At 35.3% G+C, this 13,999-nt stretch carries 14 protein-coding genes and 2 pseudogenes; 5 read left to right on the forward strand and 11 right to left on the reverse strand.

What is annotated here, in order from left to right:
- Positions 1–37 precede the first annotated feature (37 nt).
- Positions 38–364 carry an antibiotic biosynthesis monooxygenase family protein gene (locus BCER98_RS10390; RefSeq protein WP_012094494.1) on the reverse strand — a complete coding sequence of 109 codons (327 nt, stop codon included), beginning with the start codon at positions 362–364 and terminating at the stop codon, positions 38–40.
- Between the two features lie 341 nt (positions 365–705).
- On the opposite strand from BCER98_RS10390, the gene BCER98_RS10395 reads away from it, so the two are divergent.
- Positions 706–1,050, forward strand: coding sequence for a hypothetical protein (locus BCER98_RS10395; protein ID WP_012094495.1), 345 nt, complete (start codon positions 706–708; stop codon positions 1,048–1,050).
- Positions 1,051–1,225: 175 nt separating this feature from the next.
- On the opposite strand, the pseudogene BCER98_RS10400 reads toward BCER98_RS10395, so the two are convergent.
- Together BCER98_RS10400 and BCER98_RS10405 are read right to left on the reverse strand one after the other, a co-directional pair.
- Positions 1,226–1,504 (reverse strand): annotated as a pseudogene (locus BCER98_RS10400) (kinase); the annotation flags it as partial.
- The gene (locus BCER98_RS10405) at positions 1,483–2,049 is read right to left on the reverse strand and encodes a GNAT family N-acetyltransferase (protein ID WP_012094497.1); all 567 of its coding nucleotides are present in this window, start codon (positions 2,047–2,049) and stop codon (positions 1,483–1,485) included. The gene BCER98_RS10405 and the pseudogene BCER98_RS10400, both read right to left, overlap by 22 nt.
- A gap of 369 nt (positions 2,050–2,418) precedes the next feature.
- On the opposite strand from BCER98_RS10405, the gene BCER98_RS10410 reads away from it, so the two are divergent.
- Positions 2,419–2,664, forward strand: a complete 246-nt coding sequence (locus BCER98_RS10410) for a hypothetical protein (protein WP_012094498.1) — start codon at positions 2,419–2,421, stop codon at positions 2,662–2,664.
- 237 nt (positions 2,665–2,901) lie between these two features.
- Here BCER98_RS10410 and BCER98_RS10415 read toward each other — a convergent pair whose 3' ends face one another.
- The 7 genes from BCER98_RS10415 to BCER98_RS10445 all read right to left on the reverse strand — a co-directional run bounded on the left by BCER98_RS10415 (position 2,902) and on the right by BCER98_RS10445 (position 8,243).
- Positions 2,902–3,438, reverse strand: coding sequence for a DUF2812 domain-containing protein (locus BCER98_RS10415; RefSeq protein WP_012094499.1), 537 nt, complete (start codon positions 3,436–3,438; stop codon positions 2,902–2,904).
- A gap of 1 nt (position 3,439) precedes the next feature.
- Entirely contained in the window at positions 3,440–3,763 is a 324-nt protein-coding gene (locus tag BCER98_RS10420; protein WP_012094500.1) for a PadR family transcriptional regulator, read from the reverse strand.
- Between the two features lie 601 nt (positions 3,764–4,364).
- Positions 4,365–5,348, reverse strand: a complete 984-nt coding sequence (locus tag BCER98_RS10425; RefSeq protein WP_012094501.1) for a DUF4003 domain-containing protein — start codon at positions 5,346–5,348, stop codon at positions 4,365–4,367.
- A gap of 80 nt (positions 5,349–5,428) precedes the next feature.
- Entirely contained in the window at positions 5,429–5,896 is a 468-nt protein-coding gene (locus tag BCER98_RS10430) for an NUDIX hydrolase (RefSeq protein WP_012094502.1), read from the reverse strand.
- 358 nt (positions 5,897–6,254) lie between these two features.
- Complete coding sequence (locus tag BCER98_RS23055; RefSeq protein ID WP_237701305.1) at positions 6,255–6,482, reverse strand: serine hydrolase; 228 nt, start codon at positions 6,480–6,482, stop codon at positions 6,255–6,257.
- A 147-nt stretch (positions 6,483–6,629) separates the two neighbouring features.
- Positions 6,630–7,670, reverse strand: coding sequence for an SDR family oxidoreductase (locus BCER98_RS10440; protein ID WP_012094504.1), 1,041 nt, complete (start codon positions 7,668–7,670; stop codon positions 6,630–6,632).
- 102 nt (positions 7,671–7,772) lie between these two features.
- The gene (locus tag BCER98_RS10445) at positions 7,773–8,243 is read right to left on the reverse strand and encodes a GNAT family N-acetyltransferase (protein ID WP_012094505.1); all 471 of its coding nucleotides are present in this window, start codon (positions 8,241–8,243) and stop codon (positions 7,773–7,775) included.
- Between the two features lie 160 nt (positions 8,244–8,403).
- Here BCER98_RS10445 and BCER98_RS10450 point away from each other — a divergent pair.
- A pseudogene (locus tag BCER98_RS10450) lies at positions 8,404–9,709 on the forward strand (MFS transporter).
- Positions 9,710–9,763: 54 nt separating this feature from the next.
- The gene (locus tag BCER98_RS10455) at positions 9,764–10,738 is read left to right on the forward strand and encodes an ornithine cyclodeaminase family protein (RefSeq protein WP_012094506.1); all 975 of its coding nucleotides are present in this window, start codon (positions 9,764–9,766) and stop codon (positions 10,736–10,738) included.
- 763 nt (positions 10,739–11,501) lie between these two features.
- Here the strand turns inward: BCER98_RS10455 and BCER98_RS10465 are convergent.
- Positions 11,502–12,416: a DMT family transporter gene (locus BCER98_RS10465; protein ID WP_012094507.1), complete on the reverse strand. Its 915-nt coding sequence runs from the start codon at positions 12,414–12,416 to the stop codon at positions 11,502–11,504.
- 125 nt (positions 12,417–12,541) lie between these two features.
- Between BCER98_RS10465 and pdxR the strand changes: the two genes are divergently transcribed.
- A complete protein-coding gene (pdxR, locus tag BCER98_RS10470; protein WP_012094508.1) occupies positions 12,542–13,984 on the forward strand; it encodes a MocR-like pyridoxine biosynthesis transcription factor PdxR in 1,443 nt (480 codons plus the stop codon).
- Positions 13,985–13,999: the final 15 nt, after the last annotated feature.

The following is a 13,999-nucleotide window of genomic DNA, read 5'->3' on the forward strand; positions in this document are numbered from 1 at the left end:
TTAAAAAAAGGGCTAAATCGCCCCCTTTTCATCCACATTATGATTGCTGATAAGCCGATTTCGTTGCTTTCACATAATAAACAGCATGTTCAGCATTTAAAATATGTTCTGGCTTTGGTTTTCCGCGATTTGCACGATGACCAGCCAAATGTTCTTCGCTTGTCTCCCAATTTTTCCATGCTTCTTCAGATTCCCAGCGAATCATAATAACGACTTCTTCGTCTCCTCTTCTTACCTTTTTCACAAGAACGTTTAAATCAATAAAACCTTCAAATTTTTCAATCATGCCTTCTCCAGAAAAACGCTGCACAACAAGATCTGAAGTACCTTCTTTTACTGTAAGTGTCTTTGTTTCAATAAACATACATCCCACTCCCTTAATTTCCAAATCACTTTCATATTCTTCTATTATAATTGATTTTGATAATTATTTTCAATTAAAATATTTCATTTGATTTTTGCTGAGTGAATTCATTAAAAAAGGTAAAGTATGGAAGCAGGATTTCTTAAATACATAAATTTAAGAATTGCAAACAAAAAGTAGCTCTTTTTGTTTGCAATACGTGTTTCCCTAATCAGTGTTGCCACCCCTAAAGGGCACTAATGTTAAATAAATCAAAGACACATACTTCCTTTTTCGCATGATATGGGAACTAATCACATATCATTTATAACTGTATCCAAGAAAAGAAAGGGGATTTTTAAATGAGAAAGGCGATTTTAATATTTATTGTCGCTATTTTTATCATTGGAATCGTTCATATTGCTGTAACTCCAATAAATTATAAGTCATATACAATCGAGGCCCTTTGGTTTGCAAGTGCCGGTTGTACACTCATCTTCCTTGCTTTTTTAAACTATGTTCTTATTAGCATCAAACAAAGACAAACAAGATTTTTTGTCATTTGTCATACAGCAAATATTTTATGTACTATTTTGGTTGCTTTCATTCTTACGATTGCATTCGCTCCTCACATAATCCTTTTGTTTGTTTTATTAGTTTCTAAAACTTTACTTGTCATTGGATTTCAATTCTCTTCAAAATCTTAAGAATGTCCATAAATTACGGCATGCTTAAGGTAGGAAACGATAAGAATATAAATAAAGATTCTATTTTTAGTGCGTGTTTAATTAGCAAATTTCTAACAGGAATTCTTGTTTTTGGGTGAGAGAGCTAGCTGGGGGTTTTGGGGCTAGCTCCTAGAAACCGAAACTGTTCTTTCCACTTTAATTGCTGAAAAAAATGATATCGTAACCATTCTATATCCCACTGTAAATAGTAATATTCTTACCATTCTTCAAATTTAGTATGATAGCGTTTGTTCCGTTCTACAATATGATCATCTATATGAAATATATAAAATGATGCACCCTTTTGTTTTAACTTTTGTTCAAGCTGCTTCACCAAAGTTGTTTTCCCTAAGCGACTTAATCCATCTATTCCTAAAACAAATCGTTTACCTATATTCTCATCAATCACTTTTAATACTTGATTGAAAGACATGATCTTTTCTCCCAATCTTCTGCTAATAAGGAATAGATGATGGTATCATACTCTACATTATTTTGAATCATATATTTCCGAAGCAGTCCTTCTTTTTGAAATCCAATCTTTTTCAATAATTTATGAGAAGCCTCGTTCTCTTTATAGACAACAGCTCCAATTCTGATAAGTTTCATCGTTTGAAAAGCATATGTAACGATTGTCTGTACCGCTTCAGTTGCATATCCTTTTCCCCAATATGCATCATCGAGTTCGTAACCAATTTCGGCTCGCTTATGATTAAGATTAATAAAGTGAAATCCACATGTACCAATGAATCGATTTGTCCCTTTCAGTTCAATTCCCCAGCGCACTTGGCTTCCTTCTTTATATTTTTTGCTAAACATCTGAATCATTCTTTTTACCTGCTCCATATTTCGAATAGCGTCCATACCAAAATAGCGCATGACAGATTCTTTTTGAAAATAATGAAACATATTCTCTGCATCTAATAACGTTAATTCTCTTAGTATAAAACGCTCCGTCTCTAAAGTTGGAAATCCCATTCTTTCTCTCCTTTTCCTCCTGAATTCTATTCAACATATGTGCTATGTTCCTCTTTTAGTAATAAACGTTCTTCATACTTTTTAACGTATAACCATCTTCTCTAACATTCGACAAATTATTTTTAAACACCTTGTTTTCAACAAATGATAGCATAAAAAATAAGACCGATTACTCGGTCTCAAACATATTGGCATAAACAGGAGATTGGACATAACCAATTCATGTTTTATTATATTTTATATTTTCAGATTTTTGAACCTTTTATCACATGATCGATATTGAGAAAATTGTTTAGCCCTTTTTATGTAGTGCGCCCTTTTGAATAAATTTTTCCATTCCGCACATGCTAAAGATGGAGGTGTGCACAAATGGAACCAATGTTATGTCCAAATTGTAAAACAAACCGTACTCGCTTTAATATTCTTGAACAACAAGTCAAACCGGTAAAACTCAACCCACAAACAGGACAAATCGAAGAAGAATATACAAACGAAACATTAAATGTGTTTCATATGTCTTACCAAGGTCCTACATACCGTGTACAATGCGCTGTATGTGGATTAGTTGAAAATCCAGAACAATTTATAAAACCTGCACAAAACAAATTATTTTAACATTAGAAAGCTCGGTTCATATTTCATAGCCGAAAAAGTAATAAAACAAGCTCGTTACTTTTTCGGCTGTTTGTCCATTACTCACTTTTTATCCCCTTATCCCTACCTTCATAATATCACGTACAATGAATCTAATAAAAAACAAGAATCGCTCCTTTCACAATCCTTTCTTCTAAAGTCAATTATAGAAATACTATAGTCAAACCAACACTCTAATTCTCTCTTTTTCACACTATTTTATATTATTTCTTTTTTTAACTTTCTAATTTTCAAAATCAATCGCACAAACATATACATATGTATACAAACTACAAATCCTATGAAACCTTTTATGATAATCGACAATTTGTTTGCAGGAGACTCTAAACAAGAAATAGATATGGCTGGTAGGATCGATAAAAAAATAATTACAAGGTGGTTTAATAGGTCTTTTAATTTTTCAATTCTCGTTTCTGTTTCAGAATAAATATCTGGTAGCTCATTCTTATCCACAACTTCTTTACAAAAATAATGCCATTTTGTAAAACTAGATACATATTTCCAACCGGACATCTCATATATTTCCAAATATTCTCTCTGATTCTTTAAAGATTTTTGAAAATCAAAGTTAAAGTCAGCTTTATACACAACATCTTTCGGTTCTGTTTTCTTAAATGTATACATGAAATGATATTTCTGAAATGCCCAACCTTTTTGATGCATTTCTCTTAAGTATGCCTCTTCCTTTTCTAAGTTCCACGCTGTAAAAAATTTAAAGGTTTTCTTAATTTCCATATTACATCTTCTCCCTTAAAATTTGTTTTCCATTTTGAACAGAGCGTTGTAATCTTTTAAATTCAAGTTCTAATACCTCTCTACCAAATGGAGTTAACATATAACATTTTTTTCTATCTGTAGAATCTACTTCTACGATTAATTTTTCCGTCAATAACTTTGTTATGTTTCCATATAATGTACCAGGCCCAAGCTTAACTTCCCCATCTGTCATTTCTTCCACCATCTGCATAACTCCATACCCATGTATTCGCTTTGCGAATGACAACAAAATATAATAGGTTGCTTCTGTTAATGGAATATATTTTTTTGCTTTCTCATCCACTCTATCTACCTCCATTATATCGCCAACATCTATATCAACAGGCGATATATCGATTAACGATATTATATAATGATTGTATTGAAAATGCAATACACATACTCTTTCTAGGGCTCAACGAAGCAAGGAATTTATTAGTATCCATTTAAAACAAAATCCCCCTCGATTAAGTTCCACTAACTTCACCAAGGGAGGGAAAACATACTTTCCTTATTTGATTGGCTACCCATCATACACGTTACTATTTCACGATGCTGTTAAATACCGATTTGTGTTAACAAAGTTTTACAAGTCATCACATACAGCCATCACTGCTGAGGAAGTTCCTATTCGTCGTTGATTACATTTAGTGAGAGATGCAAGTGTTGTTTTTCCTTCTTTACTATCAATAATAAGAAAACGCCAAAGGTTTGTATGTTTACTGTTTTGTTTTTACTTATTCTATTACATTCCTTATGACGTATTATTGCGTCTTCTCAATTTGAATATAAAAAAGACTATTCCTTATAGAAATAGCCTTTACATTCAGAATAAATCCCCTTACTAGTAGCCAGACTACTGTTAATTTTGAAAAGTCTTATAATAACATACAGCAACTAATTCGTTATGAATTACTGCTTGCAGAAGTCGCGGCAGTAGAAGCCGAAATTGCTGCGATGACAGCTGCTTGTTGCGCCTGTATGAGAATCTCAATCATTGTTTGTAATCCTGTGTTAGCTGCTTGATGTTCCATACCTTTTTGACTCACAAATAGTTGGATCGCAATCAAAATATTTGTATCCGTCTGCCAACGGAATAGCTTATCCCCCTGCAATTTCTCCATAAATGTTCGAATAGAAGAAACTTCTTTTTCTCCATCTTCAAGCAATGCTAGTAGCCCAATAGCTGGATAGTGCATTTGTTTCACTTTTACTTTTTCTTGCTTAAATAAATTCCATATGTTTGTACATCGCGCCACTAACATATCTTCACGAATATCCTTCTTTAGAGAGAGAATATGACTTAAAAATTGAAGAGCATTTCCTTTGCGCAAACCAGATGTCGCCAGTTTCTGATAGAGGCGCTCCACCCGGTCCATAAGCGGTCCTATTTCTTCTTGTTGTCCTGCTAATAAAACTGCGAGCGGATAATCACTTGTACTTGTAAGGAAGAAGTGATCCTCTTTCATACGTTTATATACCTTCACGGAACGCTGAATACGTGCTTCATATTGCTCACGATCATCTGGCAAAAGCGTAGCTGCGGCTAAATAAGTAAAGATACTGCGGCTAAAACCACTAGCGATAAACCGTTCATATAAGTCTAAAAACTGCTGAAATGCCGTTTTATAATGCGTAAAGTGAATATCTAACGTTGCCGCAACTACAAAGCGATGATAAGATTTCAAATAGGAAAACATACCTACCTGAGATTTAATATAATGACTAATTTGTAAAAAACGTTCTAAATCAAAAGGTTTATCGCTACTTGTGTACATAGCAGCAATCATCATCCCTGTTCGAGAATCACTCGTTTTCCACTTTAGTTCTCTCTTCAACTGTTTATATATGCTCGTATACTGCTCTAATTTTTGTTGCAATGTAATCATAGATGCCCTCCATTTTTTGTTTTTTCTTCTCTATCATAATACGGTTCCATATTTAGGAATATCTTTTTCATATAACTGCCCTATTGATTCTTAACAATATGTTCCACATGAAGTGGCAACTGCGTCATTTTATCTTTTAAAAACTCTGGTTTTACGTTATATTCACATATTTGTTCTAAAGGTATCCATTGAAATTTATATTTTCTCCCTTCTTCTTCAAAAAGAAAAGAATCTGCTCCTTTTACTGGTAACGTAAGTAAATTGACTTCATAATACAAACTTATTTCATGGAACTGCCTTGAATCATACGTAAAGAAATTTTCTACAATCCATAAAGGTCGTTTCACTGCAACATCGACTCCAAGCTCTTCTTTTAGCTCTCTTTTTATTGCTACTTCACTCGTCTCTAGCAATTGTACGCGACCACCTGGTACATACCAGAAATCTTCTCCCTCATTTTGAAGCATTAAAATTTTATTATCATGTTTACATATTGCACCAACTCTATAATTAAAACATGATTGATTGACTTGAAATGTAAGATCCATGATAATCCCCTCTTCATATTATGTTAGATTGAAAAATTACTATATTTTATTTACATTGTCCCTTACTCGCAATCATGATGGACAATACTCCATTGATTCCTAAAAAAATTACAACGCCAACACATACGCAAACATATAAATCACATGTCACGGAGAATTTGTGCTATAAATGAGTGCTGGAATGATAATAAGAGCTATCAGAAAGAAAACAATACCGAAAATATCCACTTATTCCTTTTGTAACGTTTCTTTCATCTTTATTAAGTAAGGAAATGATTCTAAATAGAATCCACTGAACACTCGGTGTACTTGCTGGAATATGTACCGGTTTATTTCCATGTAATGTATTTATTATCCCTTATTTCAATTGAGGGAGCGCTTCCTCTTCAAAAATATGATTCTTATTCGTTAAAATAACGCCGCCCCAATCTGTTTTAGGTATAAAAAACATTTTTGCATGTGAATTCGGTGTTAAACCTGAATGCCGTATCACTTTCTCTTCAGAATGTGAATTGGTAATTCTTACTCCTAGTCCGTAGTAAAGTGTTTCACCCATTCGAACATGCAGCGACATATATAAATTCAACCAAAATATACCTTTCAAAAAATAATTTTCAGTTCATTCAAACAATCCCCCCCTGCCTTCAATGAAGGCGGGGGATATACCTTATATTTCAATCATTTATATAAAATTCCTAAACACAATCCACCTCTGCATTCTAACCTTATCTTCTCATCGCATTTTCTCTTGTTGAAACCAAAGCTTTAACAATTCCCTCTCTTTTTCTCTTGCCATACCTGCTTTTCGTTCTGTATCTTTCCTCGATTTTTCCCATTGATACACATCAGAAATCGTATTTTGAATGGGTCTAAAAGAAAGTCCAGCGTTAACAGCTTTTTCAATACTTATAAAAAAACTCCCCTTCCACGGTTCTGTTTCTCCTTCTAACGGAAAAGTTTCAGGAATCCATAGAGGCATCTCCGTCCATGGCTGCACTTTATTTTCTAGTAAAAATTGTTCTTCCACCCATACAAATTCAGCATCGCTGTTGGTAACAGCTTTGCAAGTATTTAATAACTCTCCTATCGTCAATTCATTATTCGGTCCTGTTACATTAAACGTGCCTACTTTTCTGCCTTCTGCCATATTAAACGCCCACGTTGCCACATCTTTTACGTCAATCAATTGAACAGGACGGTTGGAATGCTCTGGAACCAATACTTCCCCCCCTTGTGCTACACGCTGAATCCAGTACGGAAGCCGGTCTGTGTAATCAAATGCCCCAACTAAAAGTCCTGCTCTCATATGCAAAACTCGCCCTGGCCAATATTTTTCTGCTTCCTTCTCACATAACACTTTTAATCCTCCGTAATACTCGTAAGGAGATGCCTCCCCGTCCTCAATCGCTTTCAACTTCTCCCTAGGTGGAATAGACTGTAATTGATAGTCTTCCTTAATATGCAGTGGAATCCAATCTTTATAGGTAGACATGCTTGAAATAAATGTATAATGTTCGATATTTCCTCCAAGTATGGTGGCAATGTTACGAATTTGATGTGGTGCAAATCCACATGTATCCATCACAATATCCCAATTTCGATTCTTTAAAGCAGACACATCTCCATCTCTATCGCCAATTAGCTGTTCTACTTTAGGAAATATTTCTTTATTTGTACCGCGATTAAACAAAGTTACTTCATGTCCTCGTTTCAAAGCTTCTTCTACTAATGCTCTTCCTAAAAAGCGCGTACCTCCTAATATAAGCACCTTCATATCTTTCCCCCATTTCACAAACTAAAAAATTAGCATTCAATTTATATAACGATTTTCCTAGTTAAAAAGTTACGGGAGAATAACGAAATTATTTGTCGCTATTTATACTTTCTTTACAAATAAAACTCTACTCTCTCCATTCCCATCATAATTTGTATGTACAGATACACCATCAACCTCGCTATCACCTGCTTCAATTTCAAATCCAAATTCTTGATGAAATTGAATTGATTTTTTATTTACTAGAGAGGTTACTGCTTTAACGGTATGACGATTATTTGCACGAGCCACATCAAAAAAATAAGAATAGAGTGTAGAGGCTATCCCTTTTCTTCGATACTTTGGGTCCACTCCAATAAAATGAACGTACGCTTCATCGGGATGTGTTTGCGATAAGAATCCACATAAAAAACCTACTATCTCTCCATCCTCTTCCATAACAAAACTCGTTTCTTGAAAATGAATGAAGAATAGTTTTGGTAACATATCCGCCATATTCCGTCCACCCCACCATTCGTTAAGGACAGAATGGATGGCTGTATAATCTTCACTTTGTATATTCCTAACCCTCATTTTTTCCTCCTCATTCGTAGAAACTCAATATTCTCATAAAAGGCAACACCTTATAGTATTTGCTGCTTACTGTATCACTTCCTTCAAACTTTGACACAAAAATTTTTTTCATATAAAATATTCACAATAATCAAAAAATAAAATAAAAAGAGGTGAATTCATGCAACAACAAAGTTCCACTCAAAAAAGAGCATTAATAGCTAGTTTAATTGGCAGTTCTATCGAATGGTTTGATTTCTTTTTATACGGAACAGCTGCCGCGCTTGTATTTAACAAGTTGTTTTTTGTAAACGAGGACCCTCTTATCGCACTTATGCTTTCCTATCTTTCTTTTGGTATCCCGTTTTTCATTCGCCCTCTTGGAGGTATTATTTTCAGTCATATCGGTGACAAAATCGGCCGAAAAAAGACACTTGTTTTAACCTTATCGCTTATGGGAGGAGCGACAGTATGTATTGGCTTACTTCCTTCTTATGAGACGATCGGTCGGTATATTGGCTCCCATTCTTTTAATCTTACTGCGAATTATTCAAGGACTAGGAATTGGCGGTGAATGGGGTGGCGCTTTACTACTAGCAGTCGAATATGCACCAAAAGATAAAAAGGGATTTTTCGGCAGTATTCCGCAAACAGGTGTTACAATTGGAATGTTACTTGGAACTGCAGCAATCTCCTTTATGACAATGATTTCTGGTGATAACTTTGTGACGTGGGGATGGAGAGTTCCATTTATTCTGAGTGCCGTACTCGTATTCATAGGATTATGGATTCGAAATGGATTAGATGAAACACCTGATTTCAAAAAAGCGAAGGAAAGCGGAAATATTGCTAAACTGCCAATTGTCGATACGCTGCGCTATCATTGGAAGTCTGTTCTAAGCGCTACAGGTGCAAAGGTAGCGGAAACAGGTCCTTTCTATATTTTCTCAACATTCATTGTTTCTTACGGTACACTGCAACTCAAATTACCGCATACAACTGTTTTAAATGCTGTTACGATTGCTATGCTCATTACGACGATTATGATCCCGTTAATGGGAAAACTTTCAGATACAATTGGGAGAAAGAAAATGTACATATGGGGTACAGTTGCCATTCTTTTATATGCCTTCCCCTATTTCTTCCTATTAAATCAAGGAACCTCTTTTTCTATCATAATCGCAACTGTTATTGGTTTAGGTATTTTATGGGCACCTGTCACAGCTGTATTAGGTACATTATTCTCTGAAATTTTTTCTACTCAAGTTCGCTATACCGGTGTTACATTAGGTTATCAACTAGGCGCTGCACTTGCTGGCGGAACGGCACCAATGATTGCTGCTTATTTAATGAATGTGTATAACAATTCATGGATTCCAGTAGCGCTATATATTGTACTTACTTGCTGTATCTCTTTAATCGCAATTGCTGCCGTTTCAACGAAGCAAATGGCAGAAAATATACAAAATCAAGATATACAAGCTTAATCAATCGGGGGATTTCTAGCTCCCCCTTTTCTATTAAAAAGAAGGGTGATTAGAATGATTCATATTACAGAAGAAATGGTAAAAGAAATTTATAAAATGAAAGATTGCTTACAAGATGTAGAAAGGGCATTCCAATATTACATGAACAATGAAATTGCAACGCCGGTACGACTAAATATACAGCACTCTCAAGAAGAAGCAAACTCCCTTTATATGCCTTCTTATGTAGCTCCCATCGAATTTGCTTCTACGAAAATCGTTAGTGTCTTTCCCCAAAATACGCAAAAAGGGAAAAAAGCACTACAAAGCTTAATCGTTTTAACAGAAACAAATACTGGTGATCATGTCGCAACAATTGAAGCTTCCTATTTAACAACACTTCGCACAGGAGCAATGAGCGGTATCGCGACAAAACATTTCGCTCGTCAAAATGCTAATGTCTGCGTTGTCATTGGGTGCGGCGCTCAAGCGCTCGGACAAATACAAGCCGTTATGGAAGTTCGCCCGGTAACTCGCATTCTCCTCGTCAATCGGACAATGCAAAAAGCATTTGAATTTAAAAATATCTTACTCTCCTTATATCCGAATTGGAGCGGGTCGATTGAAATTATGGAATCAGCTAATGATGCTGTTGCAATAGCTGATATTGTGATTTGTAGCACTACTTCAACTACCCCTGTATTAAATGGAAACTATCTCAAACCTGGTACTCATATAAATGGAATTGGTTCTTATCAGCCCCATATGCAAGAACTTGATGTCACTACATTACAGCGCAGTGATAAAATTATTGTAGATACAATAGAAGGTGTACAACATGAAGCTGGAGATTTCTTGATTGCAAGCAAACAAAATGAATGGGATTTTTCAAACATATATAGTGAACTTGGGGATATTATTATAGGGAAGAAACAAGGACGAGCAAATCCGAATGAGATTACTTTATTTAAATCAGTTGGGGTTGCCTTTTTGGATACAGTAGTGGCGGCTTCGATTTATGAAAAGTATAGAGAGATTGTGAATATCTAAATTATATTTTTTACTTTCCCTGTACGAACAGAACTGTTATAAATACCCCTATTATATTCTTTAACGAACAGTAAGACTCCCACCTCAAAGTTCAGCGAAAGCAAAAAAATGAGGTGGGAGTAAGACTTTTAATCACTTGAAGATGAATCGCAACAGTTTTTCTAACTGTATTCACCTACTAGAATCATTCCTTTACATTTTATTTTAAATCTATTTATTTTAATGTATAATTATATAATAAATTTTAAAAGTGAGGTGTCAATTATGAGAAGTTTTGGTTCAATCGTTACCTCTACGATCTGTTCAATCATTCTTGTTATATGGAATATCTTAACCTTCTATAATAAGTATACAACTGGCAGCAAATATGCATGGATTAGTGGTATTCTAGCTGTTCTTTTCCTTGCGTTCCTTATTAACAACGCGAAAGATATTATTAAGAAAAATTACATAACTTCAATGAATCAGTAGTGAATCCCATTATATGTGGAAAACAATTAGCAAATATTAATACCGTTTATTGGTTAACATTAATTTGCACACTAATAATGATCCTTTCCTTTATAGAAATTAGAAAGAAACTTAAACATAAGGATTATAGAACAACATAATAAAAACCGATTCCTTTGAAAAACAACACGTATTTTACCGAAATGCTGGAGATAAAAAGGAGTCCATCACCTACTGTATATAGATGATGGACTCCTTTTTCTTATGAAGTAAACGTTTTCATTGGCTTCTTCTGCACAAGAGGTCATTTTCATCATTCACTCACCTTGTTCAAATGGAAAGAAGACTTTTTAATTGTTCCTTTTTTCACAACATATAAACCGATAAATATAACAAGGCCACCTATTAGCTGCATGATCGTTATTCTCTCTCCGATGGTCATCGCTGCAAAAATAACCGCAAACAACGGAACAAGATACATATAAACCATTACTTTTGTAGAACCAATTTGACTAATGCCAACGTACCACATTGCAAGACCGAAAATGGTCGCAAATACAATTGAATATGTTAATGATCCCCAGCTTAATAGATCTGCCGGCCATGTTAATGCACTTGCATGGAATAAACAATATATAACGAGTGGTACAATTCCAATTAATGTAGACCAAGAAGTTACTCGCATCGCTGAATACTTTGTAATAAGTGGTTGCGCAAGGATTGGATACCATCCCCATGCAATGGCAGCGACTAGTCCGATTCCATTTCCAAGCCAAGCATACTCATATGTAGATTGACTCGTATGTCCAGTTAATAATACGAGCGCTGCCCCGCCAAACGATAGTACCGAACCAACTTGGATTTTCATTGAAAAGCGTTCTTGTTTGTGTAATACTGCTAAAATCCCTGTAAAAATTGGTGACATTGCGATTAATAATGATGCATTTGTTGCTGAAGTGTATTTGACAGATAACATAAATAACGTTTGATATAACGTTGTTCCAACAATTCCAACGACTACTAATCTAAGCCAGTCTTTTCTTTCAATACGTAACGAGCGCTCCAACATAAATGTAATAACTAATAATACTGGAGAAGCTACTAAAAACCGTAAACTGTTAAATTGAATGGATGACATATATGCCACTCCATATTTTCCAATTGTATAGTTCGCTCCCCATACTAAAGCAACTGATATGAGGAGCCATTCCATTTGCCATCGCTTCATCTTAATCTCCCCTTCCACTACTAGCATAGTAAAATTGGCTGGACACTACACCATCCAATTGGCTGTTTTTTCACCCAACCAATTTGTTATAATGACGATAGATGAGAAATAAGGGGACGATATAAATGGAGTGGAAATTAGATACGAATAGTAAAGTTCCGATTTATCAACAAGTTGTTGATTTCATTGAAAGACGTATTATGTACGGAGAGCTTCCTCCTGGTAGTTTTCTGCCTTCAGAACGAAAGCTTGCAATGCATCTCAATATCAATCGCAGTACTGTTACAACTGCTTATAATGAACTTCGCGCTATGGGAATTGTAGAGAGTGCAACAGGGAGAGGCACACGTGTGAGTACGCATATGTGGGGCGTTTCTCCTACATTAACACCGAACTGGAGAGGATTCGTAGAAGGAGGTACGTTCTTACCAAATTTACCGCTCCTTCGCCATATTCGGGAACAAGTACAACAAAATGAAAATATCATTGATTTTGCCAACGGAGAACTTGGGTATGATCTATTTCCCCATGAACAACTGCAAATGATTTTACAAAAGCAACCTTTCACTCAGTCGCTTAGCTATGATCATCCACAAGGCTATCTTCCGTTAAGACAGGCAGCGGTAAAATACATGAGAGAGTATCTATATATTGATGCAACAGAACAATCCATTATGATTACATCTGGTGCACAGCAAGCACTTCACCTAATTGTACAATGTTTATTAAACCCAGGCGATGCGGTTGCATTTGAAAGCCCATCGCATTGTTATTCTTTACCGCTCTTCCAGTCTGCTGGTATTCGAATTTTCCCATTACCTGTTGATGAGCATGGAATTCATCCAGAAGATGTGCATGAATTATATCGTAAGCACCGTATTAAAATGATTTTTTTAAACCCAAATTTTCAAAATCCAACAGGTACGATGCTGCATCCAAACCGGAGAAAAAAACTATTATCACTATGCGCAGATTTACGTATTCCAATTGTAGAAGATGATCCATCCAGTTTGCTAACACTGGAAAAGAAAAAGCCTTGTCCGACTTTAAAATCCATTGATGAAAATGGCACAGTTATTTATGTTCATTCCTTATCCAAAATGATTGCACCAGGCCTTCGAATCGGCTGGCTCGTTGCTCCGCAGTCTGTAGTGGAAAGATTATCGGACGCGCGTCACCAAATGGAGTTAGGAATGAGCGTGCTCCCGCAGTGGCTCATGCAACAGTTTTTTGAAACCGTTCCGTTTCATATACATATGGAACAACTGCGAAGACAACTAGCGCAAAAAAGAAATCTTCTTGTTCATTCCTTAAACTGTTATCTTCAAGACTACATTTCTTTTTCAAATCCAAATGGCGGAATCTACATATGGGGAAAAGTAAAGAAACCTATTAATGAAAAACAACTTATTATGCAAAGTTTAAAACAAGGTATTGCCTTTATGCCCGGTAGTATTTTTGGCGCAAAGAATGGCTATATTCGATTATCATATGGAAAAGTAAATATCAATCAAATAGATGAGGGGATCTCTCGTTTACATCGTGCAATGAAAACTTGTCTAAAATAGAAAAAAGCGTAAGGA

The sequence above is a fragment of the Bacillus cytotoxicus NVH 391-98 genome (assembly GCF_000017425.1).
Taxonomy (GTDB): Bacteria; Bacillota; Bacilli; order Bacillales; family Bacillaceae_G; genus Bacillus_A; species Bacillus_A cytotoxicus.

Excerpts from the sequence above, each read along its gene's own strand:
- BCER98_RS10390 (WP_012094494.1), bottom strand. The coding sequence starts at position 364 with ATGTTTATTGAAACAAAGACACTTACAGTAAAAGAAGGTACTTCAGAT.
- BCER98_RS10395 (WP_012094495.1), top strand. The coding sequence starts at position 706 with ATGAGAAAGGCGATTTTAATATTTATTGTCGCTATTTTTATCATTGGA.
- BCER98_RS10405 (WP_012094497.1), bottom strand. The coding sequence starts at position 2,049 with ATGGGATTTCCAACTTTAGAGACGGAGCGTTTTATACTAAGAGAATTA.
- BCER98_RS10410 (WP_012094498.1), top strand. The coding sequence starts at position 2,419 with ATGGAACCAATGTTATGTCCAAATTGTAAAACAAACCGTACTCGCTTT.
- BCER98_RS10415 (WP_012094499.1), bottom strand. The coding sequence starts at position 3,438 with ATGGAAATTAAGAAAACCTTTAAATTTTTTACAGCGTGGAACTTAGAA.
- BCER98_RS10425 (WP_012094501.1), bottom strand. The coding sequence starts at position 5,348 with ATGATTACATTGCAACAAAAATTAGAGCAGTATACGAGCATATATAAA.
- BCER98_RS10430 (WP_012094502.1), bottom strand. The coding sequence starts at position 5,896 with ATGGATCTTACATTTCAAGTCAATCAATCATGTTTTAATTATAGAGTT.
- BCER98_RS10440 (WP_012094504.1), bottom strand. The coding sequence starts at position 7,670 with ATGAAGGTGCTTATATTAGGAGGTACGCGCTTTTTAGGAAGAGCATTA.
- BCER98_RS10445 (WP_012094505.1), bottom strand. The coding sequence starts at position 8,243 with ATGAGGGTTAGGAATATACAAAGTGAAGATTATACAGCCATCCATTCT.
- BCER98_RS10455 (WP_012094506.1), top strand. The coding sequence starts at position 9,764 with ATGATTCATATTACAGAAGAAATGGTAAAAGAAATTTATAAAATGAAA.
- BCER98_RS10465 (WP_012094507.1), bottom strand. The coding sequence starts at position 12,416 with ATGAAGCGATGGCAAATGGAATGGCTCCTCATATCAGTTGCTTTAGTA.
- pdxR (WP_012094508.1), top strand. The coding sequence starts at position 12,542 with ATGGAGTGGAAATTAGATACGAATAGTAAAGTTCCGATTTATCAACAA.